Here is a 22,670-nt window from a genome sequence, read left to right as displayed (position 1 = left end):
GTTCCCGTTCATGCCCGCGATCGCGATGGTCGCATCGTGGCCGATCACGAGCGCCGCCACCTGGTTCACCGCCTCGGGGATCACCGGGTTCACCTTCCCCGGCATGATGCTCGAGCCGGGCTGCGTCGCGGGCAGCTCGATCTCGTTCAGGCCGGTGCGCCCGCCCGAGGTGAGCAGGCGGAGGTCGTTGGCGATCTTCATCAGGCCGACGGCGAGGGTGCGGAGCGCGCCCGAGGTCTCGACCGCGGCGTCGCGGTTCTGCATCGCCTCGAAGCGGTTCGGCGCCGTCACGAAGGGGAGCCCGGTCGCGCCCGCCAGCTCCGCCGCGACCTTCTCGCCGAAGCCCGGCGGCGCGTTCAGGCCGGTGCCGAGGGCGGTGCCGCCGATCGGCAGCTCGGCAAGGTGCGGCAGCGTCGACGCGACGCGCGCGATGCCGTGGCGGATGACGCTCGCGTAGCCGCCGAACTCCTGCCCGAGCGTCATGGGGACGGCGTCCTGGAGGTGCGTGCGGCCGGCCTTCACCACGTCGGCGAAGGCCCGGGTGCGCTCCTCGAAGGCCGCCGCCAGCTCCTCGAGCGCGGGCAGCAGCGCGCGGGTGATCTCGCCGTAGGCGGCCACGTGGATGGCGGTCGGGAAGACGTCGTTGGTGCTCTGGCCCATGTTCACGTGGTCGTTCGGGTGGACGACGCTCTTGTCGCCGCGCCGGGCGCCGAGCAGCTCGAGGGCGCGGTTCGCGATCACCTCGTTGGCGTTCATGTTGGTCGAGGTCCCCGAGCCGGTCTGGAAGACGTCGACCACGAACTCGCCGTCGAGCTTCCCCTCCGCCACCTCGGCGGCGGCGCGAGCGATGGCGTCGGCGAGCCGCCGGTCGAGGAGCCCGAGCGCGGCGTTCACACGCGCGCAGGCGCCCTTGATGGTGCCCAGGGCGGCGATGAAGCTGCGCGGGAAGCGGAGGCCGGAGATCGGGAAGTTCTCGACCGCCCGGGCCGTCTGCGCGCCGTAGTAGGCGTTCGCGGGCACCACCATCTCACCCATGCTGTCGCGTTCGATGCGGGTGTCGGCCATGGAGCGAGCCCCTATCATCTCGACGGCGAAAAAAAAGGGCCCCGCTCACCCCTTCACCACCGCGAGCGGCCGGAGGCGGGCGACCCGGCGCGCCAGCCCGGCCCGGTCGACGACGTCCACCACGTCGGCCACGTCCTTGTAGGCCCAGGGCATCTCCTCGGCGACGCCGCGGAGCGACTGGGCGCGCACGAGCACCCCGCGCCTGCCGAGCTCGGCCACCAGGTCGAGCCCGTGCCCGGCCTTCTTCGCCTGGGTGCGGCTCATGACGCGGCCGGCGCCGTGGCAGGTCGTGCCGAAGGTCTCGGCCATCGCACCCGCCGTGCCGAGGAGGAGGAAGGAGTAGCGGCCCATGTCACCGGGGATGATGACGGGCTGCCCGAGGGGGCGGAGATGGGCGGCGAGGGCGGGATGGCCCGGGCCGAAGGCGCGCGTCGCACCTTTGCGGTGCACGCACACGCGGCGCGGCCGGCCGTCGACCGGGTGCTCCTCGAGCTTGGCGATGTTGTGGCAGACGTCGTAGACGAGCCCGAAGCGGAGCGCGGCGGGCCCGAGGCCGAGCGCCGCCGCGAAGGCGCGCTCGGCGAGACCGCTCATCACCTGGCGGTTCGTCCAGGCGAAGTTCGCCGCCGCCGCCATGGCAGCGAAGTACTGCTGCCCCTCGGGCGAGCGCAGCGGCACGCAGGCGAGCTGGCGGTCGGGCATGTCGATCCCGTAGCGCGCCATGGCCCGCCCCATGGTGCGGAGCGCGTCGTCGCACACCTGGTAGCCGAGCCCGCGCGACCCGGAGTGGATCATGACCGTCACCCCGCCCGCCGCGAGGCCGAGCGCCGCGGCGGCGCGCGGGTCGTACACCTCGTCCACGCGCTGGACCTCGAGGAAGTGGTTCCCGGAGCCGAGCGTCCCGACCTGGCTCCGCCCGCGCTCGAGCGCCGTGTCCGACACGGCGTCGGGGTCGGCCTCGCGGAGGCAGCCGCCCTCCTCCGTCGCCTCCAGGTCGGAGGCCCGGCCGAACTCGCGCGCCACCGCCCAGGCCGCGCCGCGCGCGAGCATCTGCTTCTCCTCGGCCCGGGTGAGTTTCGGGATGGCACCCTCGGAGCCGACGCCGGCCGGGATCGCCTGGTAGAGCGCGTCGGCGAGACGCCCGAGGTGCGGGCCGACGTCGTCGGCGGCGAGCGCGGTGCGCAGCAGGCGCACGCCGCAGTTGATGTCGAAGCCGATGCCGCCGGGCGAGATCGCGCCCTCCTCGGCGTCGACCGCGGCCACGCCGCCGATCGGGAAGCCGTAGCCCCAGTGGATGTCGGGCATGGCGAGGGCATGCCCGACGATCCCGGGCAGGTGCGCCACGTTCGCGACCTGCCCGAGCGCGGGATCGTCGCGCAGCTCGGCCATGAGCTTCTCGCTCGCGTAGATCCGCCCGGGCACCCGCATGCCGCCCTGGCGCGCGATCTCCCAGACACAGTCGCCGATGCGGTGGAGCTCCACGGTCAGACGTCCAGGATGATGCGCGCCCACCAGCCGCTCGCCGTCTCGCGCAGTGCGAGCTGGTGGTAGGTGACGCCCTTCACCTCCGTATAGAGACGGTGCCGGGCGCGGTCAACGCGCTCGCCCGCGCCCCAGGCGCGGAGCGCGCGCTCGTTCACCTCCTCGACGGCGAGCTCGCTCAGCGCGAAGGTTCCGGCCTGCAGGCGGACAAGGAGGTGCTGGAGCCAGTCGCGGAGCAGGGCCTCGCGGTCCTCGGCCGCGAGCGCGATCGCGACGCGCGCGCGCGGCTCGACCGCCGCGAGGTCGATCATGAGCCCGAGCATGCCCAGACCCGCTCGCTCGAAGAGGAGGGGCAGGCTCGGCGCGTCCACCTCGAGCCCCAGGTCGGCCGTGTGCTCGATCTCGCGCACGCAGGGGCCCAGATCGCGTGCCCGGGTGACCATCGCGCCCGGGCCTACGCGGGGTCGGGCGCCTCGGCGGAGGCGACCTCGACCAGCATGCCGTGGGCGTCGACGGGACGGACATACCAGTGCGCGGCGGCGCCGCGCGCCTCGACCTGCGCCTGCCCCAGGTCCGCACGCGCCTTCGCGGGGTCGTCCACGCGCAGCTCCATCGCGAACATGCCCTCGCCGCGCTGCCGCAGGAAGACGCCGGGCGGCGACTGGTCTTCGCGCGGCTGGACCAGCTCGAGGAGGCAGTTCTGCGCGCGCAGGAAGACGTGCCGCGCGCCGAGGCTCGGCACGTCGCTCGCCTCCCCGACGCGCGCGAACCCGAGCGCGCGCTCGTAGACGGCGAGGGCGTGCTCGAGGTCGCGCACCACGAGGACGAGCGAGACGAGGCGGGTCATGGGAGCCTCCTTCCGTCAGTGCGCGGGCTCCGCCGCGCGGCGGCTCTCGTGCTCGATCTGGATGGTCACGTGCTCGATGTGGAACTCGCGCGCGCAGACGTCGGCCAGGGCGGCCAGGATGGCGTCGTCCGCGTCGTGATCGACCGCCACCACGGCGTGCGCCGAGAGCGCGTAGCGGCCGGTGGTGAGGCTCCACACGTGCAGGTCGTGCACCTCGTCCGTGCCCGGCACGCGCTCGAGCGAGCGGCGGAGCGCCTCCAGGTCGATGTGCGCCGGTACCGCCTCCATGAGCACGTCCACCGCCTCGCGCACGAGCGCCCACGAGCCGAAGAGGATGAGGGCGGCGATGAGCCCGCTCGCCAGCGCGTCGGCGGCGTTCCAGCCCGTGAGCACGATGACCAGCCCCGCGGCCACCGCGCCGAACGAGCCGAGCAGGTCCGAGAGGACGTGGAGGTAGGCGCCGTACAGGTTGAGGCTCCGCCCGCGGTGCTCGCGCAGCCGCAGGGCCACCACCGCGTTCACGACGAGCCCCAGGAGGGCGAGGGCCAGGAGCCCGCGGCCCTCGACCGCCGGTGGATCGTGCAGCCGCCGCCACGCCTCGGCCACGATGAACACGACGATCACCCACAGCACCACGCCGTTCACCAGCGCGGCGAGGATCTCGGCCCGGTAGTAGCCGAAGGTCTTCGTCTCGCTCGCCGGCCGGCTGCAGATCCAGAGCGCGAAGAGCGTCAAGCCGAGGGCCGCCATGTCGGTGAACATGTGGGCCGCGTCGCTCACGAGCGCGAGGCTGTTGGTCAGGTAGCCGCCCACCAGCTCGACGATGCAGAGGAGCGCGGTCGCCGTGAGGCCGCTGCGCAGGGCGCCGAGCTCGCGGGCGGGGTCGCGCTCGTGCATGCGGGCGGGCCTCAGGGGCGCTCGTAGGTGACGAGCGAGAACACCTCGATGTCCCGGAGCCGGCGGCGGCCGCCGAGGAAGGCGAGCTCGATCACGAACGCGCAGCCGAGCACGTCGCCCCCGCAGCGCCTGACCAGCTCCACCGCCGCCGCGGCCGTCCCGCCGGTGGCGAGGAGGTCGTCGACGATGAGCACGCGGTGGCCGGTGCCGATCGCGTCGTGATGGATCTCGAGCATGTCGCTGCCGTACTCGAGCTCGTAGCGCGCGGCGTAGGTCTGGGCGGGGAGCTTGCCCGGCTTGCGCACGAGGGCGATGCCCGTGCCGAGCCCGTAGGCCACGGCCGCGCCGATCAGGAAGCCGCGCGACTCGATGCCGAGCACCACGTCGGCCCGGCCGCGGTAGCGCTCGACGAAGCGGTCGACCATGGCGCGGAAGGCGTCGGCGTCGGCGAGCAGCGGCGTGATGTCGCGGAAGACGATGCCCGGCTTGGGGAAGTCCGGGATGTCGCGGATGCGGCGCCGGAGGTCAACCATGCCCTCCCTCTACCACATCCACGCGCCGGTACGCCGCCCCGCCGGCGGGCAGCGCCGGCAGGTAGAAGAGGGGATTGCGGGCGATGTTGTCCTTGCGCACCTCGAAGTGGAGATTCGGGCCCGATGTCTTGCCGCTCTGCCCGACGAGCGCGATGACATCGCCCTGGCGGACCTCCGCGCCCGGGCGCGCCCGGTTCTCGCGATTGTGCGCGTAGACGGTCGCGTAGCCGTCGTCGTGCGCGACGATGATCAGGTTGCCGTAGCCGCGCAGGTGGTCGCTGTAGAGCACGCGTCCCGCGCGCGCGGCGCGCACGGGCGCGCCCTCGCGCGAGCCGATGTCGATGCCATCGTGATGGGTATCGCCACGCGGGCCGAAGGGCGAGGTCACCACCCCCGCCTCGACCGGCCACACGAAGGGCGAGGGGCCGCGCGGCAGCTCGGGGGGCGCGGGGCGGTCGCCGCGCGCGCTCTCGGGCGTGATCACGCCGACCGGTAGCGCGCGCCGGGCGCGCGGGACGACGATCACCTGCCCGACCTCGATGCGGCCCGTGTCCCTGATGCCGTTCACGCGCGCCAGCTCCTCGGGCGTGACGCCGTAGGCCTTGGCGATCCGGTAGAGGCTCTCGCCGCGCTCCACCCGGTGCCGGAGACCTGCCGGTCCGGCGCAGGCGATGAGCTCGATCAGCACCACCACCACCGCCCCTCGCCCGCCCGGCCGCACCCTCTCTTACGTCTCCTCCCACCCGTAGCTGCCGAGCAGCTTCACGAAGCGGCACTCACCCAGGTACTCCTCGACGAGCCCCTCGGGCCCGCGTCGCAGGCGCACCAGCGTCTGCAGCTCGTCCTCGCCCATGGGGAGGACGAGCCGACCCCGCTCGCCGAGCTGCTCGATCAGCGGGCGCGGGATCTGCGGCGCGCCCGCCGTGACCACGATCGCGTCGTAGGGCGCGCCCGGCGGCCAGCCGAGCGTGCCGTCGGCCACCTCGACGGTCACCCGATCAGCGTAGCCGAGCCGCTCGAGCACTCCGCGCGCATGCTCGGCGAGGCGGGGGATGCGCTCGAGCGAGATGACGCGCGCGCCCATCTCGGCCAGCACCGCCGCCTGGTAGCCCGAGCCGGTCCCCACCTCGAGCACGCGTGCGCCGGGCGCGAGCTCGAGCGCCTCGCTCATGAGCGCCACCATGTAAGGCTGCGAGATCGTCTGCCGCTCGCCGATCGGCAGCGGGGTGTCCTCGTAGGCGCGCTCGCTGAGCGCTGGGTCGACGAAGAGATGGCGCGGCACCTGCCGCATGGCGGCGAGCACGGCCGGGTCGCGGAAGCCGCGCGCCTCGAGCTGCTCGGCGATCATCCGGTGACGGGCGTCCTCGAACTCTAGGGCCATGGGAGCTGGAGCGCGCGGAGCGCGTCGAACGACTTGTAGTTGGTGAGATCGAGGTGGATCGGCGTGACCGAGATGAGGCCGTGGCTCACGGCGTGGAAATCGGTGCCCTCGGCATCCTCGAACGCGAGCTCGTCGCCGCCGATCCAGTAGTACTTCTTGCCGCGCGGATCGACCTTCTCGATGATGGCGTCCCCGTAGCGCCGCCGCCCCATGCGCGTCAAGGCGAAGCCGCGGATGGGCTCGCCGTCGAGCGGTGCGGGGACGTTCACGTTGAGCAGCGTATCGGGCGGGAGCCCCCGCTCGAGCACCCACGCCGCCAGGCGCCGCGCGAAGCGCGCCGCGGCGTCGAAGTGGAAATCGCCCCGGCCGAGGAGCGAGATGGCGAAGGCCGGGAGGCCGAGCAGCGTCCCCTCCATCGCCGCCGACACCGTGCCCGAGTAGGTGACGTCGTCGCCCAGGTTGGCGCCCTTGTTGATGCCGGAGACGACCAGCGCCGGGCGCCGGGGCAGGATGCCGTTGACGCCCAGGTTCACGCAGTCGGTCGGCGTGCCGTCGACGGCGTAGCACCCCGGCTCGATCTCCTTCACGCGCAGAGGCCGGTGGAGCGTGAGCGAGTGGCTGACGGCGCTCCGCTCGCGGTCCGGCGCCACCACCACCACCTGGCCGAGATCTCCGAGCGCCCCGGCCAGCGCCGCGATGCCCTCCGAGTGCACGCCGTCATCGTTGGAGACCAGGATGAGCGGCGTCGCATCCGTGCGCACTGGGCGCAGGGTGCCACCGCGACCGGCCGCCTGCAAGCTGCGCGGTGGCACCCAGGAGCCCGTCCAGGCAACGTTCCGGCTGCGGGCTCCTGGAGAGTCGGGGCGAGCCGATTCGAACGGCCGACCACTCGCACCCCAAGCGAGTGCGCTACCTGGCTGCGCCACGCCCCGGCGCCCCCCTCGCTACGCGACCCCCGGCGGCGAGTCAAGGCGCACGTCAAGCGCGTGACACGCGGGCGCGCGCGGCTGATAGCTTGCCAGCTTTTTGACGCTTGGGACACGAGTGTCAATTTCGACCCGCGCCGTGCGCCCCGCGCCGCGCCGGAACGCAAAGAATTCGAGCATCGGCGGCCCGCCGTGCGCTGGCGCACGGGTTGCATCTTCGCCCGTCTGCCGGGAGGGCGGTCCATGGCGAACACAGTGGGCGAGACGGCGGCAGCCGAGGTCGAGGTACGGGAGCAGGGGCCGGGGGCGGCGCCGCGGGGTCCCAGCACCCCCGAGAGCCTGGCAGACCTGTTCGCCCCCGACGTCGTCCTCCCCGCGCAGTTCTTCGAGGGCGCGCGGCGCGACAGCCTGGCCTCGGGCGAGAAGGCCCTCATGCTGGCCGTGCTCGAGGACGGCATCCGCTGCTTCCAGGAGCACCTCCGCAACCCGCGCTCCAACCCGCGGCTCCTCTCGCAGCAGGCGGAGGCGTGGATCCGCGCCGTCGACTACGACTGGCCCTTCTCCTTCAACAACGTGTGCGAGACGCTCGGCATCGATCCCTCGGCGCTGCGCGGCGCGCTCCTCGCCTGGAAGACGAAGCGGCTGGTCGAGCGCGAAGCGAACGGCGGCCCGACGCCGGCGGCGAAGAAGGTCTACCGGCTCCACCTCCGCACCAAGCGCGCGAGCACGGTGCGTTAGTCGAGCGGCGCGGACCTTACTCGATCTTGAGCGGCGGCGCCGGATCGCGCTCGAGCAGGCGGCAGAGGTCGGCGAGCTCCTGGCGCACCTGGGCGAGCTTCGCGCCGTCCGTACGCGCGCTGTCCTCCTCCGCCGGCCGGGCGCCCTCGCGCAGGCGGCGCTTGGCGCCCTCGATGGTGTAGCGCTCGACGTAGAGCAGGCGGCGGATCTCGAGCAGCGTCTCGACGTCCTTGCGGCGGTAGAGGCGATGCCGGGAGCGGGTCTTGCCGGGCCGGAGCGCGCCGAACTCGCTCTCCCAGTAGCGCAGCACGTAGGGCTTGACGCCGACCAGGCGCGCCACCTCGCCGATCTTGAAGTAGAGCTTGCCGGGAAGGTCGATCGCGCTCACGGCCCGGCTCTCAGGCGGCGTTGCCGGTCCCGGCGGCGGGCCCGCCGTTCATCGTCTTCTTGAGCACCTGGCTCGCCTTGAAGGTGAGTACCCGGCGGCCCGAGATGACGATCTCCTCGCCGGTCTGCGGGTTGCGGCCCTTGCGCGGGCGCTTCTCGTTCACGACGAAATTGCCGAAGCCGGAGACCTTGACCTTCTCGCCACGCTCGAGGTGGCGCTTCACCAGCTCGAAGATCGACTCCACCACCTCCGTCGCCTCCTTCTTCGAGAAGCCGACTCTCTCGTAGATGCGTTCCACGATGTCGGCCTTCGTCATGGTCATGGCGCCGGGGCTCCTTCAGGTGCGGAACTCTAGCGCGAAGCGCCCCGCCAGACGCTGGAGAACCGCGGCATGCAACGCGTTCACCTCCTCGTCGGTCAGCGTCCGGTCAGGGGCGCGATAGGCGATCGTGTAGCCAAGGCTCTTCTTCCCAGCCGCGATCGGTGCCCCGCGGTAGCAGTCGAACAAGCGTACCAGCTCGATCTGCGGGTTCTGCAACGTACGGATCTCCTCGAGGATGTCACCGGCCCGAAAGGTCTCGTCAACCACCACGGCGAGGTCACGGGTGACGGCGGGGAATCTAGGCAACGGCCTCAACGCGAGGTGGCGGGGAACATAGTGAGCGAGTGCCGCGAAGTCAAGCTCCGCCGCCCACACTTCCCCTGGAAGATCAGCGGATTGCGTGATCGTGGGGTGGAGGGCCCCGGCCACGCCGAGGGGTGTCCCCTCGCACTCGACCAGAGCCGCCTTGCCGGGGTGGAGGAACTCGATCTCCCCCGCGGGCCGCCAGTCGACGCGCTCGCCCGCCACGCCGAGCGCCGCGAGGACGCCGCCGAGGACGCCCTTCAGGTCGAGGAAGTCGACGGGTGGCCCGCTGCGCTCGACCCCGCACGCCGGCCAGGCGCCCGCCAGCAGGAGCGCGACCGCGTGCGGCTCCTGGCGGGTGTCGTGCGCGTCGAGGCCGTAGCCCTTGCCGAGCTCGAAGGCGCCAACGAAGGTGGCGCCGAGCGCGAGGTTCAGGCGGAGCGCGCGCAGCAGGCCGGCGAGCGGCGAGCGCCGGAGCTCCCCCGCTTCGGAGGAGAGCGGGTTCTTCACCGCGAGCGGCGCGAGCGCGCGACCGACGAAGCCCGGCAAGCGGCGGTTCGTCTCCGTGTCGGTGAAGGCGAGAGTCACCATCTCGGCGAGGCCGGCGGCGGCCAGCGCCTGCCGCACGCGGGCCGCCAGCCGCCGCGCGGGCGTGTCCTCGCCGGCGGCGAGAAGCACCTCGGGGAGGGTCACCGGGATGCGATCGTAACCGCCCACGCGTGCGACCTCCTCGACCAGGTCTTCTTCCAGACGGAGATCCCCCCGGAAGGACGGCGGCGTGACCAGGAGCGCGTCGCGCTCGGCACGGCAGGTCGCGCCGAGCGCGTGCAGGCTGCGCACGATCTGGCCGCGCGCGAGCCGCGCGCCGAGGAGCGCGCTCACGCGCTGCGGACGGAGCCGGATGATCGGCGGCCCGAGCGCCTTCGTCCCCGGCGCGTCCTCCACGATGCCCGGCGCCACCCGGCCGCCGGCGAGGCGCGCGATGAGCGCCGCCACGGCATCGAGCGCCTCGGGCACCATCGCCGGGTCGACACGACGCTCGAAGCGGTACGCCGCCTGCGACGGGAGGGCGAGGCGCCGGCTCGTGCGGCGCACGCTGGCGGGGACGAAGAAGGCGCTCTCCAGGAGGATGGCGCGCGTCGCGGGCGTCACCTCGGACGTGGCGCCGCCCATCACGCCCGCCAGCGCCACGGGGCCGCGGCCGTCGGCGATCACCAGGTCGTCCCCTTCGAGCGCACGCTCGACGCCGTCGAGGGTCGTGAGCCGCTCGCCGGGAGCGCCCCGGCGCACCACGATGCGGCGCTCGGCGAGCCGCTCCAGGTCGAAGGCGTGCAGCGGCTGGCCCCGCTCGAGCATCACGTAGTTGGTGGCGTCGACCACCGCGTTGAGCGCTCGCATGCCGGCGCGCCGCAGGCGCAGCCGGACCCAGAGCGGCGAGGGCACGGCGCCGACGCCGCGCACGACGCGCGCGCAGTAGCGCGGGCAGAGGTCGGCCGCCTCCACGCGCACCCGCACCTCGCGCGCGGCGGCGGCGCCCGATTCGCGCGGGCGGGGGCGCGGGTGGCGCAAGCGCGCGCCCGTCGCGGCCGCCACCTCGCGCGCCACGCCGAGGATCGAGAGGCAGTCGCCGCGGTTCGGCGTCACCTCGGCCTCGAGCACGGTGTCGGCGATGCCGGGGAGCCGCGCGAGCGGCGTCCCCGGCGCGGCGTCGCTCGGGAGGACGAGCACCTGGCTCGCGTCCTCCCCGAGCCCGAGTTCGGCCTCGGAGCAGAGGACGCCGGCGGATTCGACGCCGCGGATGCGGACCGCTTGCGCCTCGCGCCCCTCGGGAAGGCGCGCGCCCGGCGGCGCCATCGGGACGAGCTGCCCCGCCGCGAGTCCCGGCGCGCCGGAGACGGCGACGATGGGCGCCGGCCCGCCGACATCGACCCGGCACACCCGCAGGCGGTCGGCGTCGGGGTGCGGCTCGACGGCGGCGAGCCGCCCCGCCACGATCCGGGGGTCGAGCCGGCCCACCTCCTCGATGGCCTCGATCTTCACGCCGGCCATGGTGAGTCGCTCGGCGAGCGCCGCAGCCGGGCGGCTCCAGGTGACGAACTCCGCGAGCCAGGAGAGCGGGATGCGCATGGCGGCCCGCTAGTTCCTAGAAAGGGAACTGGGAGAGGAAGCGGAGGTCGTTGTCGTAGAAGAGCCGCAGGTCGGCGAGGCCGAAGCGGAGGAGCGCGAGCCGGTCCGTGCCCATCCCGAAAGCGAAGCCGCGCACCGCCTCGGGGTCGCAGCCGCCGGCGCGCAGCACGTTCGGATGGATCATGCCGGCGCCAAGGACCTCGAGCCACCCGCCGCCGTGGCAGACCCGGCAGCCCGGGTCGGGCGCTCGGGGGGCGGCCGCGCACGCCGTGCACGCGATGTCGACCTCGGCGCTCGGCTCGGTGAAGGGGAAGAAGCTCGGCCGAAAGCGCACGCCGGTCTCGGCCCCGAAGAAGCGGCGGAGGAAATGGACGAGCACGCCCTTCAGGTCGGCGAAGGTGACGCGATCGTCCACCATGAAGCCCTCGACCTGCTGGAACATCGGCGAGTGGGTGGGATCGAGCTCGTCGCGGCGGTAGACGGTGCCGGGCGCGATCACGCGGAGCGGCGGCTTCGTGGAGCGCATGACGCGGATCTGCACCGGCGAGGTGTGCGTGCGCAGCAGCGCGTCGTCGCCCGCCGCCAAGAAGAGCGTGTCCTGGGTGTCGCGCGCGGGATGGTCTGGCTCGAAGTTGAGCGCGCCGAAGTTGTGGTAGTCGTCCTCGATCTCCGGGCCCTCGGCGACGCGGAAGCCCATGGCGACGAAGAGCCCGACGATCTCGTCCTCGACCTGGCGCAGGGGATGGACGTGCCCGCGTGGACGCTCGCGGCCGGGGAGCGTGACGTCGATGCGGTCCTCGCCGAGCGAGCGCTCGAGCTCGGCCGCGCCGAGGCTGCCCGCCCGGGCGGCGAGCCCTGCCTGGATCGCGTCCTTGACCTGGTTGGCGAGAGCCCCGAGCGCGGGCCGGTCCGCCGCGGGCAGCGCCCCGAGGCCGCGCAGAACCGCGTTCAAGGAGCCCTTGCGCCCGAGGTAACGGATGCGGATCGCCTCCAGCTCCACCGGGGTCCGGGCAGCCGCGATCTCTGCCAGCGCCGCCTCCCGGAGCTGTGCGAGGTCGGCGCGCAAGATCAGGAGGCGGCGGCTGGCGTGCGGGCGACCTCCGCGATGCGGGCGAAGGCCTTGGGGTCGTCGAGCGCGAGCGCGGCCAGGATCTTGCGATCGACCGCAACCCCCGCAACCTTGAGCCCGGCGACGAGCCGGCTGTAGGAGAGCCCGTGCGCACGCGCCGCGGCGTTGATGCGCACGATCCACAACGAGCGGAGGTCGCGCTTGCGCTGCTTGCGGTCCCGGTAGGCGTAGGTGAGGCCGCGCTCGACCGTCTCGCGCGCCTGGCGATACGTCTTGCGTCGTCCGCCGACGTACCCCTTCGCCTGCTTCATGATCTTCTTGTGACGGCGGCGCGTCTTCGGGCCGCCCTTCGCGCGTGGCATGGCTCGGCTCCTTTCGGGAAGCGGACTCCTCAGAGGTAGGGGAGGAGGCGCTTGATCGCCTTCTCGTTCGCCTTGTCGACCAGCGCGGCCTTGCCGAGCCGGCGCTTCTGTTTGCGGGTCTTGTTGGTCAGGATGTGGCGGAGGTACCCGCGCCGCCGCTTCACCTTGCCCTTGGCGGTCAGCTTGAAGCGCTTGGCCGCGCCCCGGCTCGTCTTGATCTTCGGCATGCGGTCCCTCCCCTGCCCTACTTGGTGATCAGCATGATCGACATGCTGCGCCCTTCCATGCGCGGCTGCTGCTCGACGGCGGCCACGTCGGCCACCTTCTCGGCGATCCGCTCGAGCATCACCTTGCCGAGCTCGGGGTGTGTGATCGAGCGCCCGCGGAAGAAGACCGACACCTTGACCCGGTGGCCCTCGGCCAGGAAGGCGCGGATGTGGCCCACCTTGAAGTTGACGTCGTGCACGCTCGTCTGCGAGCCGACCTTGACCTCCTTCAGCACCGTGGCCGCCGACTTCTTGCGCGACTCCTGCGCCTTCTTCTTCTGCGCGTAGCGGAACTTGCCGTAGTCCATGATGCGGCAGACGGGCGGGTTCGCGGTGGGCGCGACCTCGACCAGGTCGAGCTCCTTCTGCTGCGCCAGGCGGAGCGCGTCCTGCGCTGTCATGACGCCGAGCTGCGCCCCGTCAGCGCCGATGACGCGCACCTCGCGCGCCCGGATCTGCACATTCACGCGGGTCTTGTCCTCGATCTTGGCTATGGGACCCCTCCCGGCATGCGGGCCTGGGCGGCGGTGTGGGCGACGAAGACGTCCAGCGCCATCGGCTGCGGCGCGCCGCCCGCGCGCGGCGCGACCGTCCCCGCGACCGCCTCCCGCTCGCCGACGACGGCGACCACCGGCACCTTCTCGAGCTCGGCCTCGCGCACCTTGTACCCGAGCTTCTCGTTGCGGAGGTCGGCCTCGGCGCGCAGCCCGGCCGCGCGGCAGGCCTCCCCCACCCGCGTCGCGTACGCGGCCGCCTTCTCGCTGACCGGCAGCACCCGCACCTGCACGGGCGCGAGCCAGAGCGGCAGCCGGCCCGCCGTGTGCTCGAGCAGGATCGCGATGAAGCGCTCGAGCGAGCCCAGCACGGCGCGATGGAGCATCACGGGGGTGGCCTCGGTGCCCTCGGCGGTCACGTAGGTGAGCCCGAAGCGCTCGGGCATGGCGCAGTCGATCTGGACCGTCGCCAGGGTCCAGGAGCGCTCGAGGACGTCCCTGAAGTCGAAGCCGATCTTCGGGCCGTAAAAGGCGCCCTGGCCGGGGAGTGGCGTCACCGTGAACCCGGCCTGCTCGAGCGCGCGCCGGAGCGCGTCCTCGGCGGCGTCCCACAGCTCGACGCGGCCGAGGAACTTCTCCGGCCGCGTCTGCAGCGTCACGTCGATACGGTCGAAGCCGAAGGCGGAGTAGACCTCGCGCGTCATCGCGATGAACTGCTCGAGCTCGCCGTCGAGCTGCTCGGGCGTGCAGTAGATGTGCGCGTCGTCCTGCGCCATCGAGCGGACACGCACGAGCCCGGCGAGCGTGCCCGAGGGCTCGAAGCGGTGGAGGCGGCTGAAGTCGGCGAAGCGGATCGGGAGATCGCGATAGGAGTGCTTGCGGCTCGCGAAGAGGTGGCAGTGGCCGGGGCAGTTCATGGGCTTCACCCCGTACTCCTCCTCTTCGATCGTGAGCAGGAACATGTCGTCCTTGAAGAGGTCGTAGTGCCCCGAGGTCTTGTAGAGGTCGGTCTTGTAGATGAGGGGCGTGATGACCTCGGTGTAGCCGTAGCGCGCGTAGAGGCCGCGCACGAACTGGACGAGGAGGTTGTAGACGACGGCGCCCTTCGGGTGGAAGAAGGGCGAGCCGGGCGCGATCGGGTGCAGCGAGAAGAGGTCGAGCGCCTGGCCGAGCCGGCGGTGGTCGCGTTGCTTCGCCTCCTCGACGCGCCGGAGGTACGCCTCCAGGTCATCCGGGCTCGCCCATGCGGTGCCGTAGATGCGCTGGAGCTGCTCGTTGCGCGCGTCGCCGCGCCAGTAGGCGCCGGCGAGGCTGGTGAGCTTGAAGGCCGGGATACGACCGGTGGAGGGCACGTGCGGGCCGCGGCACAGGTCGACGAACTCGCCCTGGTGGTAGAGCGACACGCTCTCGTCCGGGATGCCCGCGATGATCTCGACCTTGTAGTGCTCGCCCAGGGCGCGGAAACGGCGGATGGCCTCGGCCTTGGGGACCTCCTCGCGGCGGACGGGCAGGTCCTCCTGCACGATCGCGCGCATCGTCTCCTCGATGCGCGGCAGGTCCTCGGCCGCGAAGCCGCCCGGGCGCTTGAAGTCGTAGTAGAAGCCGTTCTCGATCACGGGGCCGATCGTGATCTCGGTCTCGGGGAAGAGGCGCTTCACGGCCTGGGCCATCACGTGCGCCGAGGAGTGGCGGAGGACCTCCAGGCCCTCGCGCGACTCGGGGGCGACCGGCGCCAGCCGGCAGTCGGCCATGAGCGGCCGGGAGAGGTCGACCACGGCCGTCGCCGAGCCGTCGACGCGCGCCGCGATCGCCCGCGCGACGGCCTTGCGGTCGCCGCCGCTGCCCCGGGCGTACGCGGCCAGCGCCGCGCCCGCGGTCGTGCCCGCGGGGAAGCGCTCGGTCGCGCCGTCCTCGAACGTCACACTGATCTCCATCATCCGGACGACGGGACCGAACGCGCGGGAGTCAGGAGGTGGATAGGCACGGGCGGGATTGAACCGCCGGCCTCTTCCGCGTCAAGGAAGCGCTCTCCCACTGAGCTACGTGCCTACGTCACGCCCGAGAAGGCGATTCCGGTACCAATCCCCTGCCGGCCTGTCAAGGCGCAATCGCGCTTGAGGTCGGCCGGGCGGGGGTCTAGAGTGCACGCTGCGTGTCGCGGGAGCAGCTCTTCGCGGCGTTCTTCTTCGCCGTTTTCCTGTTCCTGCTCTACCAGCTCTACCTCTTCGTCGCGGCCTTCTTCGCGCCGCTGGTGTGGGCGGCGATCCTCGCCCTCGCCTTCTACCCGCTCACCAATCGGCTGGTCGCCCTGTTCCGCGGGCGGCGCGGGCTCGCCGCGCTGGTGCTGGTGCTGGCCGTCACCCTGGTGGTGGTCCTGCCCTCGTTCCTGCTCGGCTCGCTCCTCGTGCGGGAGGCGACGGGCGCCTACCGCCGCCTGCAGGAGGCCGTCCAGCAGGGCGAGCTCGTGGCGCTGGTGGAGCAGGTCCGCGGCTCGCGGCTCGGCGGCCTCTGGATGCGCGTCGCCCCGCTCTTCGAGCAGCTCTCGATCGACCTCTCCGACCTCCTCCTGCGGGCCACCAACTGGGTCTCGGACCAGATCGTCGGCCACGCGACCGCGCTGGCACGCAACGCCCTCCTCTCGGTCGTGAACTTCGTCCTCATGCTGGTGGCGCTCTTCTTCTTCTTCCGCGACGGCGAGGCGATGGCCGGGCGCGTGCGCGACCTCCTCCCCATGGAGCGCGAGCACAAGGAGGCGATCGCCGGGCGCCTCTACGCGACCCTCAGCGCGGTGGTGCAGAGCATGCTCGTCACCGCCGTCACGCAGGGCCTGCTCGCCGGCCTCGGCTACCGGGTGTGCGGCCTGAGCTTCAGCGTGTTCCTGGGCTTCATCACCGGCCTCGCCTCCTTCCTGCCGCTCGCGGGCCCCGCCTTCGTGTGGAGCGGGGCGGCGCTCTACCTGGCGCTCATCGGCCGCTTCGGCTACGCCGTCGGGCTCGCGGTGTGGGGCGTCCTCGCGGTCAGCACGGCGGACAACTGGATCAAGCCGCTCTTCATCGGCGGGCGCGCGAAGCTGCCCACGTTCCCGCTCCTCGTCTCGATCCTGGGCGGGCTCAGCGTGTACGGGTTTCTCGGCGTGTTCCTCGGGCCGGTCGTGCTCGCGATCCTGTTCTCCTTCGTCGAGATCTACCGCGAGGAGTACCAGGGGACGCCCGCCGCGGCGCCCGCCGAGCCGCCCGAGCGGCGCGCGGCGTCGGGCTGACTTACACCGCCGCGTGGCCCCAGTAGTCGCGGAGTGGCGCTCCCAGCTCCACCGATTCTCCCAGGCTGGCGAGCGCCGCGAGCCAGAAGCGAGGCAGTGCTACCGCTACTGCCCGTTGCGCGTGAACACACTGCTGCCGAGCACCGCTTCCGCCTGCGCCACGATCTCGCGCAGGACCTCGCCCGCCGGCTTGATCTCGCGGAACCCGCCCACGCCCTGCCCCGCCGGGAAGCAGGTCCTCTCCGGATCGGCCTCCGGGTTCCAGTAGGCCATCACGTTGCGCTGCGAGGAGATCATGAGCTGCTCGGGGAAGGGCCTCATCTTGGCCGGATCGCTCTCGAGGTCGGCGATGTACGGGTTCTTCAGCGCGCGCAGGGGCTTTCCCGAGTAGGCGCGCGTGCGGATGGTCTCGTCCTGCTCGGCGCGGACGAGCGCCTCGCGGTACTGGCGGGCCGCCGTCGCCTCCGGCGTGGCGATGAAGCGCGTCCCGATGACCGCGCCCTGCGCGCCGAGGGCCAGCGCCGCCACCACGCCCCGCCCGTCGACGATGCCGCCCGCGGCCACCACCGGGATGTGCACGGCGTCCACCACCTGCGGGACGAGCGCGAGCGTGCCGATCTCGCCCGTGTGGCCGCCCGCCTCCGTCCCCTGCGCGGCCACCACATCGGCGCCCGCCCGTTCGGCGCGCACGGCGTGCTTCACCTTGCCGGTCATCACCATGATCTTCATGCCGTGCGCCTTCATCGCGGCCACGTGCTGCTCGGGCACGGCGAGGCCGGCGACGAAGATCTCGACCTCTTCCTCGTACAGGATGGGCAGGTAGGGCACGATCATCTGCGGCAGCGGCGCGAGCAGGTCGACGGCGAACGGCTTCCGCGTCAGCGCCTTGGTCTTGCGAATCTCGGCGCGCAGGTCGTCGGGCGAGAGCGCGGCCGCGCCCATCACGCCGAGGCCGCCGGCATTCGACACCGCGGCGACGAGCGGCGCCATCGACACGCCGCCCATGCCGGCGAGCAGGATCGGGTACTCGATGCCGAAGAGATCGCAGATCGGCGTGCGCAGCATCTTGACTTGGGGACGCGTAGCACGCGAGGAACCCTCATGCCAGAGCGAATCCTCCCCGTGCTGGTCGGCGCGGGTCAGACCGTCGACCGGCCCGCCGACCCGACCGCCGGCCGCGAGCCGCTCGTCCTCATGGAGGAGGCCGCGCGCCGCGCCGCCGAGGACGCGGGCGGCGGGCCGCGGCTCCTCGCCGCGCTCGACACGGTCGCGGTCGTGAACGTCATCAGCCACGACTACGGCGACGCGGCCGGCCTCCTCGCCGAGCGCCTCGGCTCGCGGCCGGCACGTTCGATCAACACCACCCTGGGCGGGAACACGCCGCAGTCGCTCGTGAACCACCTGTGCGACGAGATCGCCGCCGGCCGCGTGGAGCTCGCGCTCGTCGCCGGCGCCGAGGCCTGGCAGACGGTTCGGAAGCTGGCAACGCTGGGGCGCCCCGCCGCATGGGCGCACCGCCCGGCGTCGGGGCCGCCCTGGGGCGACGGGCGGCCCGGCGTGAGCGCGCACGAGGCGCGCCACGGCATCGGGCAGCCGATCGTCACCTATCCGATGGCCGAGAACGCCTTCCGGGCCGCGCGTGGCCTCTCGCTCGACGCGCACCGGCGCGAGCTCGCCGAGTTCTCCGCGCGCGCGGCGGCGATCGCCGCCGGGAACCCCTACGCGTGGTTCCGCGATGCGAAGGACGCGGCCACGCTCTCCACGCTGACGGCGGAGAACCGCATGGTGGGCTTCCCTTACCCCAAGTTCATGAACGCGATCCTCGACGTGAACCAGGGGGCGGCGCTCGTACTCGCGAGCGAGGCCGCCGCGCGGCGCCTCGGGATCGCGCCCGCCCGCTGGATCTACCCCTGGGCCGGGGTCGACGTGAGCGAGCACTGGTTCTTCCAGGACCGCACCGACTACCACACCCTGCCGGGCGTCCGCCGCGCCGGCGCGCTCCTCCTGGAGGGGGTCGGCCTCGGCATCGAGCGGGTGACACACCTCGATCTCTACGGCTGCTTCCCGATCGCGCCGCGCCTCTCGGCCGCGATGCTGGGCGTCGCCCCCGACGACCCGCGGCCGCTCACCGTGACCGGCGCCCTCCCGTGGTTCGGTGGACCGGGCAGCAACTACGCCACGCACGCCATCGCCACGCTCGCGGCGCGGTTGCGCGCCGAGCCGGAGAGCTTCGCGCTCGCGCACGCGCTCGGCTGGAACCTGACCAAGCACGCGCTCGCGATCTACGCGGGCACGCCGCCGCCGGGGTGGCAGCACGTGGGCGGCGCGGCGCTCCAGCGGTGGGTCGACGCGCTCCCCCACCCGCCCGTGGTGGAGGAGGCGTCCGGCCGCGGCACGATCGAGGCCTACACCATCGTCCACGGCCGCGACGGCAGCCCCGAGCGCGGCGCGGTCATCGGCCGGCTCGGCGACGGCCGGCGCTTCCTCGCCGTGGTGCGGGCGGAGCGCGCGGTGCTCGAGGCGATGGAGCGCGAGGAGCAGATCGGCCGCGCGGGCCGCGTCAGCCCCGTCGGCGGTGTGAACCGCTACGACCCGGCGTGACTGGCCTTGAAGTCCCCGGCCGCCGGCGTCGTCTCACCGAGCGAGTCGGCGGTCGCACGCACCACCGCGACCAGCGTGCGCCGCTGGCGCTCGGGGAGCGTGCGATAGAGGTGCACCAGCATCTCGAGGTCGGCGTCTCTCGTGACCGGCAGCGGCTCCCGGCTGCCGGTGCCGTTCGGGGGTGCGATCAGGCTCTCGAGGGCGCGCACCTCCTCGTCGGGCAGGGCGGGATCGAACGCGCGCAGCGCGCGGCTCAGCACCAGGTGGACCTTCAGCACGACCACCAGGGGGGTGGCGAGACCACGGCCGGCCTCCAGGCGGCTCACCGCCCCCTGGCTCACCCCCGCGAGCTGGGCCACCTGATCTTGCGATAGCCCGAGAAACTCACGCACCCGACGCAGCTGGCGCCCGAGACCGCGCATCCACTCCCGCCAATCTGTCGCTTCATTCATGTGTGCTCCCATCTCCGCTACCCCGGTACATGGGAGAAAAGCTCCCTGGCCGACGGTACCCGTTGGACCAATACGCCGGGTACTGTTTTTCCGTCAAGCCGGTAGGCGACGAGGGTGCTGTCCTACTTGGGACAGCGCCGGCCCCAAAAGACGAGGAACCAAGGGCGCATCGGGCTCCCGCGGGAGGCTGGGAGGGCCTCCGGCCCCCCCCTGATGCAGCGTGTCATCCGCCTGTGCCCACGCTGCAGCGCTTGCGATGTCCTCGGCAGCCGGGCTACGAGCCCACATGCCCTTCCTGTCGCACGCAGGCGTCTCGCTCCGCTACGACCGCGCGGGCGGCGGCCCGCCGGTGCTCCTCGTCCACGGCTGGACCGCCAACCGCACCTTCTGGGAGCGGCAGGTGGTCGCGCTCCGCGACCGGCATACGGTGGTAACGGTCGACGTGCGCGGCCATGGCGAATCGTCCCACCCGCGCACCGGGTACACGATCGGCGCCATGGCCTCCGACCTGGAGCGCCTGGTGCGCGCCCTCGCCGTGCCGCGGATCGCGCTCGTCGGCTGGTCGATGGGCGGGCTCCTCGTGCTCGAGCTGGCGCAGCGGCTCGGCGAGGGCGTGAGCGCGCTCGCCCTCGTGTGCACGACGGCGGGCGGGCTGGACGACGCGAAAAACCCGCTCGCCGACGCCGCGCGCGCGGCCGAGATGAAGAAGGCGATCGCCGCCGACTTCCGCGCCTTCGTGCGCGACTTCGCGCCGCGGCTGTTCAAGGACCCGCACTCGCCGCTCCTCTCCTGGGCGGTCGGGCAGATGCAGAAGACCCCGCCGCACGTGGCCGAGGCCTGCTTCGACGCCCTCCTCGCCGCCGATCTCCGCGCGGGGGCGAAGAAGCTCAAAGTCCCCACCGCCGTCCTGCACGGCAAGCACGACGCGCTCCTGCCGCTCGCGCACGGCGAGGACCTGGTGAAGTGGATCCCGGGCGCGAAGCTGACCGTCTTCGAGCAGAGCGGGCACGCGCCGCACCTCGAGGAGCCCGAGGCGTTCAACGCGGCGCTGGAGAAGCTGCTCGCTCACTAGACGGGCTGACCGATTCGCTCCCAGCGGACCGGCCGTTCGGGAGTCCCCCAGGACCAGTAGATGACGAGCGCCTGCCCCCTGATGTCGCCGATCGGCACCGGACCCCAGAAGCGCGAGTCGTAGCTCTGCTCGCGGTTGTCGCCCATGACGAAGACGTGGCCGGGCGGCACGGTGTACGGGGCGCAGTTCGGCCCGCTGCCGCTCTCGAGGCTCCCGCAGGCCCGGAGGAGGGGGTTCGATGGGCGCTCGGCCGTCGGGTCCGGCTTGCCGGACAGGAAGGTGGCGTGCGGGTCGTCCCACGGCTTCCCGTCAATGTAGACCTGCTTCGCGCGAACCTCGATCGTCTGTCCTTCGACCGCGACGATGCGCTTCACGAAGGTGCGGCGCTTGCCGTCGGCTGACGCCTGCGGGGGTGCGAGAAAGACGATCACGTCCCCGGGCCGGGGCGCGCGCAGCCCCGGCAGGCGTGCCAGCGGCGCGTCCGAGAACGGGCTCTCCAGGCGCGCGCCGTACACGAACTTGTTCGCGAGAAAGCGGTCGCCGATCTCGAGCGTGTGGATCATCGCGCCCGAGGGGTTCTTGAACGCTTGCAGGGCCACGGATCGAACGAGGTGGTGCGTCACGGCCGACAGGAGCCATGCGCACACCGCGTACGCTACGCAGGCGCGCAGGCGGTGCCGCGGCGCCTCCTTCAGCCGCACCGCCCGGGCGTACGCCCGTCCGCATCCATACACGTAGAGCCCCACCAGGGTGAGCAACACCGGGACGTACGCGACCAGCGCCCAGGCCGACGGCGCAGTCGCCAGCAGAAGGCTTAACGCAACCAACCCGCCCAGGTTGACGGCAAGCGCGAGCCCGAAGAGCGAGATCCCCTTCCGCGTCTCCCCGTTGTAGACGTCGCCCAGGCCGAGCACGGCCAGCAGCGAGAGGGCGGCGGCCAGCACCCCCCTCGCCCGCCCGCGCATCGTCAGTTGACCAGCCGCCCGATCCGGTCCCAGCGCACCCAGCGGTCGGGGCCGTCCCACGACCAGTAGATGATGAGCGCCTGCCCCTTGATATCGTCGATCGGCACCGGGCCCCAGAAGCGCGAGTCGTAGCTCTGGTCGCGGTTGTCGCCCATGACGAAGACGTGGCCGGGCGGCACCGTGTAGGGCGCACAGCTCTGCCCGGGGCCGGATTCGAGGCTGCCGCAGGGACGGAGCTGCGGATTGGACGGGCGCTCCGCGGCCGGATCGGGCTTGCCGTAGAGGAAGGCGGCGTGCGGGTCGTCCCACGGCCTGCCGTCGACGTAGACCTGCTTCGCGTGCACCTCGATCGTCTGGCCCTCGACGGCGATCACCCGCTTGATGAAGTCCCGCCGCTGCCGGTCCGACGAGGCGCGCGCGGGCGCGAGGAAGACGATCACGTCGCCCGGGCGCGGCTTGCGCAGCCCCGGCAGGCGCCCGAGGGAGACCTCGGTGAGCGGGATCTCGAGGCGCGGGCCGTAGAGGAACTTGTTGACCAGCAGGTGATCGCCGATCTGGAGCGTGGGGAGCATCGAGCCGGACGGGATCTTGAACGCCTGCACCACGAAGGTGCGGATCACGAGCGCGAGCAGCAATGCGACCGCGAGCGCCTCCGCGTACTCGCGGACCTGCGACTTCGGCTTCGCCACCGGCCGCGCGGCCGCCGGGGCCGCAGCCCGGCGCCGGGGCTCGGGGCTAGGCATGGCGTCGCATGATAGACGAGCGTCCCATCAGTCGCCACCCTTGAGCACGGCGAGGAAGGCCTCCTGGGGGATCTCGACCCGCCCCACCTGCTTCATGCGCTTCTTCCCCTCCTTCTGGCGCTCGAGGAGCTTCCGCTTGCGGGTGATGTCGCCGCCGTAGCACTTGGCGGTCACGTTCTTGCGCAGCGCCTTCACGGTCTCGCGCGCGATCACCTTGGCGCCGATCGCCGCCTGGATCACCACCTCGAACATCTGCCGCGGGATCAGCGCGCGGAGCCGCTGCGTCAGGTCGCGCCCACGGAGGTAGGCGTGGTCGCGGTGGACGATGACGGAGAGCGCGTCCACGACGTCGCCGTTGATCAGGATATCGAGCTTCAC

Annotated in this window: 26 protein-coding genes and 2 tRNA genes; 4 read left to right on the top strand and 24 right to left on the bottom strand. The window is 72.6% G+C overall.

What is annotated here, in order from left to right:
• The 10 genes from E6J59_18250 to E6J59_18205 form a co-directional block, all read right to left on the bottom strand.
• The coding region (locus E6J59_18250) for a class II fumarate hydratase (protein TMB16780.1) at positions 1–1,065 on the bottom strand (1,065 nt) is incomplete at its 3' end.
• A gap of 45 nt (positions 1,066–1,110) precedes the next feature.
• Complete coding sequence (locus E6J59_18245; GenBank protein ID TMB16784.1) at positions 1,111–2,493, bottom strand: RtcB family protein; 1,383 nt, start codon at positions 2,491–2,493, stop codon at positions 1,111–1,113.
• A gap of 56 nt (positions 2,494–2,549) precedes the next feature.
• Positions 2,550–2,990 carry an archease gene (locus tag E6J59_18240; protein TMB16779.1) on the bottom strand — a complete coding sequence of 147 codons (441 nt, stop codon included), beginning with the start codon at positions 2,988–2,990 and terminating at the stop codon, positions 2,550–2,552.
• 11 nt (positions 2,991–3,001) lie between these two features.
• Entirely contained in the window at positions 3,002–3,394 is a 393-nt protein-coding gene (locus E6J59_18235; GenBank protein ID TMB16778.1) for a hypothetical protein, read from the bottom strand.
• A gap of 15 nt (positions 3,395–3,409) precedes the next feature.
• Positions 3,410–4,291 carry a cation transporter gene (locus E6J59_18230; GenBank protein ID TMB16777.1) on the bottom strand — a complete coding sequence of 294 codons (882 nt, stop codon included), beginning with the start codon at positions 4,289–4,291 and terminating at the stop codon, positions 3,410–3,412.
• Positions 4,292–4,302: 11 nt separating this feature from the next.
• A complete protein-coding gene (locus E6J59_18225) occupies positions 4,303–4,824 on the bottom strand; it encodes an adenine phosphoribosyltransferase (GenBank protein TMB16776.1) in 522 nt (173 codons plus the stop codon).
• Positions 4,817–5,545 carry a M23 family metallopeptidase gene (locus tag E6J59_18220; protein ID TMB16775.1) on the bottom strand — a complete coding sequence of 243 codons (729 nt, stop codon included), beginning with the start codon at positions 5,543–5,545 and terminating at the stop codon, positions 4,817–4,819. Before E6J59_18220 ends, E6J59_18225 begins: the two co-directional genes overlap by 8 nt.
• Positions 5,546–5,551: 6 nt before the next feature.
• Complete coding sequence (locus E6J59_18215; GenBank protein TMB16774.1) at positions 5,552–6,205, bottom strand: protein-L-isoaspartate(D-aspartate) O-methyltransferase; 654 nt, start codon at positions 6,203–6,205, stop codon at positions 5,552–5,554.
• Positions 6,196–6,966 carry a 5'/3'-nucleotidase SurE gene (gene surE, locus E6J59_18210; protein TMB16773.1) on the bottom strand — a complete coding sequence of 257 codons (771 nt, stop codon included), beginning with the start codon at positions 6,964–6,966 and terminating at the stop codon, positions 6,196–6,198. The genes E6J59_18215 and surE overlap by 10 nt, the downstream gene beginning before the upstream one ends.
• Positions 6,967–7,063: 97 nt before the next feature.
• Positions 7,064–7,137: transfer RNA gene (locus E6J59_18205), tRNA-Pro, on the bottom strand.
• A gap of 237 nt (positions 7,138–7,374) precedes the next feature.
• Here E6J59_18205 and E6J59_18200 point away from each other — a divergent pair.
• Positions 7,375–7,869 (top strand): hypothetical protein, encoded by a 495-nt coding sequence (locus E6J59_18200; GenBank protein ID TMB16772.1) that lies wholly within the window; start codon positions 7,375–7,377, stop codon positions 7,867–7,869.
• Between the two features lie 16 nt (positions 7,870–7,885).
• Here the strand turns inward: E6J59_18200 and E6J59_18195 are convergent, their stop codons facing one another.
• From E6J59_18195 to E6J59_18155, 9 genes are all read right to left on the bottom strand, one after another.
• Complete coding sequence (locus E6J59_18195; GenBank protein TMB16771.1) at positions 7,886–8,257, bottom strand: MerR family transcriptional regulator; 372 nt, start codon at positions 8,255–8,257, stop codon at positions 7,886–7,888.
• 10 nt (positions 8,258–8,267) lie between these two features.
• On the bottom strand, positions 8,268–8,573 hold the full coding sequence (locus E6J59_18190; GenBank protein TMB16783.1) for an integration host factor subunit alpha: 306 nt from the start codon (positions 8,571–8,573) through the stop codon (positions 8,268–8,270).
• A gap of 21 nt (positions 8,574–8,594) precedes the next feature.
• The gene (locus E6J59_18185) at positions 8,595–11,009 is read right to left on the bottom strand and encodes a phenylalanine--tRNA ligase subunit beta (protein TMB16770.1); all 2,415 of its coding nucleotides are present in this window, start codon (positions 11,007–11,009) and stop codon (positions 8,595–8,597) included.
• A 16-nt stretch (positions 11,010–11,025) separates the two neighbouring features.
• Positions 11,026–12,075 (bottom strand): phenylalanine--tRNA ligase subunit alpha, encoded by a 1,050-nt coding sequence (gene pheS, locus E6J59_18180; protein TMB16769.1) that lies wholly within the window; start codon positions 12,073–12,075, stop codon positions 11,026–11,028.
• A 2-nt stretch (positions 12,076–12,077) separates the two neighbouring features.
• Complete coding sequence (gene rplT, locus E6J59_18175; protein TMB16768.1) at positions 12,078–12,440, bottom strand: 50S ribosomal protein L20; 363 nt, start codon at positions 12,438–12,440, stop codon at positions 12,078–12,080.
• Positions 12,441–12,469: 29 nt separating this feature from the next.
• Positions 12,470–12,667 carry a 50S ribosomal protein L35 gene (gene rpmI, locus E6J59_18170; protein TMB16767.1) on the bottom strand — a complete coding sequence of 66 codons (198 nt, stop codon included), beginning with the start codon at positions 12,665–12,667 and terminating at the stop codon, positions 12,470–12,472.
• A gap of 17 nt (positions 12,668–12,684) precedes the next feature.
• Complete coding sequence (locus E6J59_18165; GenBank protein TMB16782.1) at positions 12,685–13,200, bottom strand: translation initiation factor IF-3; 516 nt, start codon at positions 13,198–13,200, stop codon at positions 12,685–12,687.
• Complete coding sequence (gene thrS, locus E6J59_18160) at positions 13,197–15,137, bottom strand: threonine--tRNA ligase (protein TMB16766.1); 1,941 nt, start codon at positions 15,135–15,137, stop codon at positions 13,197–13,199. The genes E6J59_18165 and thrS overlap by 4 nt, the downstream gene beginning before the upstream one ends.
• 40 nt (positions 15,138–15,177) lie before the next feature.
• A tRNA-Val gene (locus tag E6J59_18155) sits at positions 15,178–15,249 on the bottom strand.
• Positions 15,250–15,352: 103 nt separating this feature from the next.
• Here E6J59_18155 and E6J59_18150 point away from each other — a divergent pair.
• Positions 15,353–16,459 (top strand): AI-2E family transporter, encoded by a 1,107-nt coding sequence (locus E6J59_18150; GenBank protein TMB16765.1) that lies wholly within the window; start codon positions 15,353–15,355, stop codon positions 16,457–16,459.
• Positions 16,460–16,564: 105 nt separating this feature from the next.
• Here E6J59_18150 and E6J59_18145 read toward each other — a convergent pair whose 3' ends face one another.
• Entirely contained in the window at positions 16,565–17,524 is a 960-nt protein-coding gene (locus tag E6J59_18145) for a nitronate monooxygenase (GenBank protein ID TMB16764.1), read from the bottom strand.
• A 36-nt stretch (positions 17,525–17,560) separates the two neighbouring features.
• Here E6J59_18145 and E6J59_18140 point away from each other — a divergent pair, with 36 nt between their 5' ends.
• Positions 17,561–19,060 (top strand): acetyl-CoA acetyltransferase, encoded by a 1,500-nt coding sequence (locus E6J59_18140; GenBank protein TMB16763.1) that lies wholly within the window; start codon positions 17,561–17,563, stop codon positions 19,058–19,060.
• Here the strand turns inward: E6J59_18140 and E6J59_18135 are convergent.
• A complete protein-coding gene (locus E6J59_18135) occupies positions 19,045–19,482 on the bottom strand; it encodes a helix-turn-helix transcriptional regulator (GenBank protein TMB16781.1) in 438 nt (145 codons plus the stop codon). The two genes, E6J59_18140 and E6J59_18135, sit on opposite strands and share 16 nt — an antisense overlap.
• A gap of 286 nt (positions 19,483–19,768) precedes the next feature.
• Here E6J59_18135 and E6J59_18130 point away from each other — a divergent pair, with 286 nt between their 5' ends.
• The gene (locus E6J59_18130) at positions 19,769–20,584 is read left to right on the top strand and encodes an alpha/beta fold hydrolase (GenBank protein TMB16762.1); all 816 of its coding nucleotides are present in this window, start codon (positions 19,769–19,771) and stop codon (positions 20,582–20,584) included.
• Here the strand turns inward: E6J59_18130 and lepB (E6J59_18125) are convergent.
• The 3 genes from lepB (E6J59_18125) to E6J59_18115 all read right to left on the bottom strand — a co-directional run.
• Entirely contained in the window at positions 20,581–21,549 is a 969-nt protein-coding gene (lepB, locus tag E6J59_18125; GenBank protein TMB16761.1) for a signal peptidase I, read from the bottom strand. The two genes, E6J59_18130 and lepB (E6J59_18125), sit on opposite strands and share 4 nt — an antisense overlap.
• Before the next feature lie 2 nt (positions 21,550–21,551).
• Complete coding sequence (lepB, locus tag E6J59_18120; protein TMB16760.1) at positions 21,552–22,292, bottom strand: signal peptidase I; 741 nt, start codon at positions 22,290–22,292, stop codon at positions 21,552–21,554.
• A gap of 27 nt (positions 22,293–22,319) precedes the next feature.
• Positions 22,320–22,670 (bottom strand): elongation factor 4 (locus E6J59_18115; GenBank protein ID TMB16759.1); only part of this gene is annotated, 351 nt, incomplete at its 5' end.

The organism is Deltaproteobacteria bacterium (assembly GCA_005879795.1).
Classification (GTDB): Bacteria; Desulfobacterota; Binatia; order DP-6; family DP-6; genus DP-6.
This window is presented reverse-complemented; position numbering and strand designations above follow the sequence as displayed.

Coding starts and splice junctions, on each gene's coding strand:
- E6J59_18245 (TMB16784.1), bottom strand. CDS start 2,493: ATGCGGGTGCCCGGGCGGATCTACGCGAGCGAGAAGCTCATGGCCGAG.
- E6J59_18240 (TMB16779.1), bottom strand. CDS start 2,990: ATGGTCACCCGGGCACGCGATCTGGGCCCCTGCGTGCGCGAGATCGAG.
- E6J59_18235 (TMB16778.1), bottom strand. CDS start 3,394: ATGACCCGCCTCGTCTCGCTCGTCCTCGTGGTGCGCGACCTCGAGCAC.
- E6J59_18230 (TMB16777.1), bottom strand. CDS start 4,291: ATGCACGAGCGCGACCCCGCCCGCGAGCTCGGCGCCCTGCGCAGCGGC.
- E6J59_18225 (TMB16776.1), bottom strand. CDS start 4,824: ATGGTTGACCTCCGGCGCCGCATCCGCGACATCCCGGACTTCCCCAAG.
- E6J59_18215 (TMB16774.1), bottom strand. CDS start 6,205: ATGGCCCTAGAGTTCGAGGACGCCCGTCACCGGATGATCGCCGAGCAG.
- E6J59_18200 (TMB16772.1), top strand. CDS start 7,375: ATGGCGAACACAGTGGGCGAGACGGCGGCAGCCGAGGTCGAGGTACGG.
- E6J59_18190 (TMB16783.1), bottom strand. CDS start 8,573: ATGACGAAGGCCGACATCGTGGAACGCATCTACGAGAGAGTCGGCTTC.
- E6J59_18185 (TMB16770.1), bottom strand. CDS start 11,009: ATGCGCATCCCGCTCTCCTGGCTCGCGGAGTTCGTCACCTGGAGCCGC.
- rplT (TMB16768.1), bottom strand. CDS start 12,440: ATGCCACGCGCGAAGGGCGGCCCGAAGACGCGCCGCCGTCACAAGAAG.
- rpmI (TMB16767.1), bottom strand. CDS start 12,667: ATGCCGAAGATCAAGACGAGCCGGGGCGCGGCCAAGCGCTTCAAGCTG.
- thrS (TMB16766.1), bottom strand. CDS start 15,137: ATGATGGAGATCAGTGTGACGTTCGAGGACGGCGCGACCGAGCGCTTC.
- E6J59_18145 (TMB16764.1), bottom strand. CDS start 17,524: ATGCTGCGCACGCCGATCTGCGATCTCTTCGGCATCGAGTACCCGATC.
- E6J59_18140 (TMB16763.1), top strand. CDS start 17,561: ATGCCAGAGCGAATCCTCCCCGTGCTGGTCGGCGCGGGTCAGACCGTC.
- E6J59_18135 (TMB16781.1), bottom strand. CDS start 19,482: ATGCGCGGTCTCGGGCGCCAGCTGCGTCGGGTGCGTGAGTTTCTCGGG.
- E6J59_18130 (TMB16762.1), top strand. CDS start 19,769: ATGTCCTCGGCAGCCGGGCTACGAGCCCACATGCCCTTCCTGTCGCAC.
- lepB (TMB16761.1), bottom strand. CDS start 21,549: ATGCGCGGGCGGGCGAGGGGGGTGCTGGCCGCCGCCCTCTCGCTGCTG.
- lepB (TMB16760.1), bottom strand. CDS start 22,292: ATGCCTAGCCCCGAGCCCCGGCGCCGGGCTGCGGCCCCGGCGGCCGCG.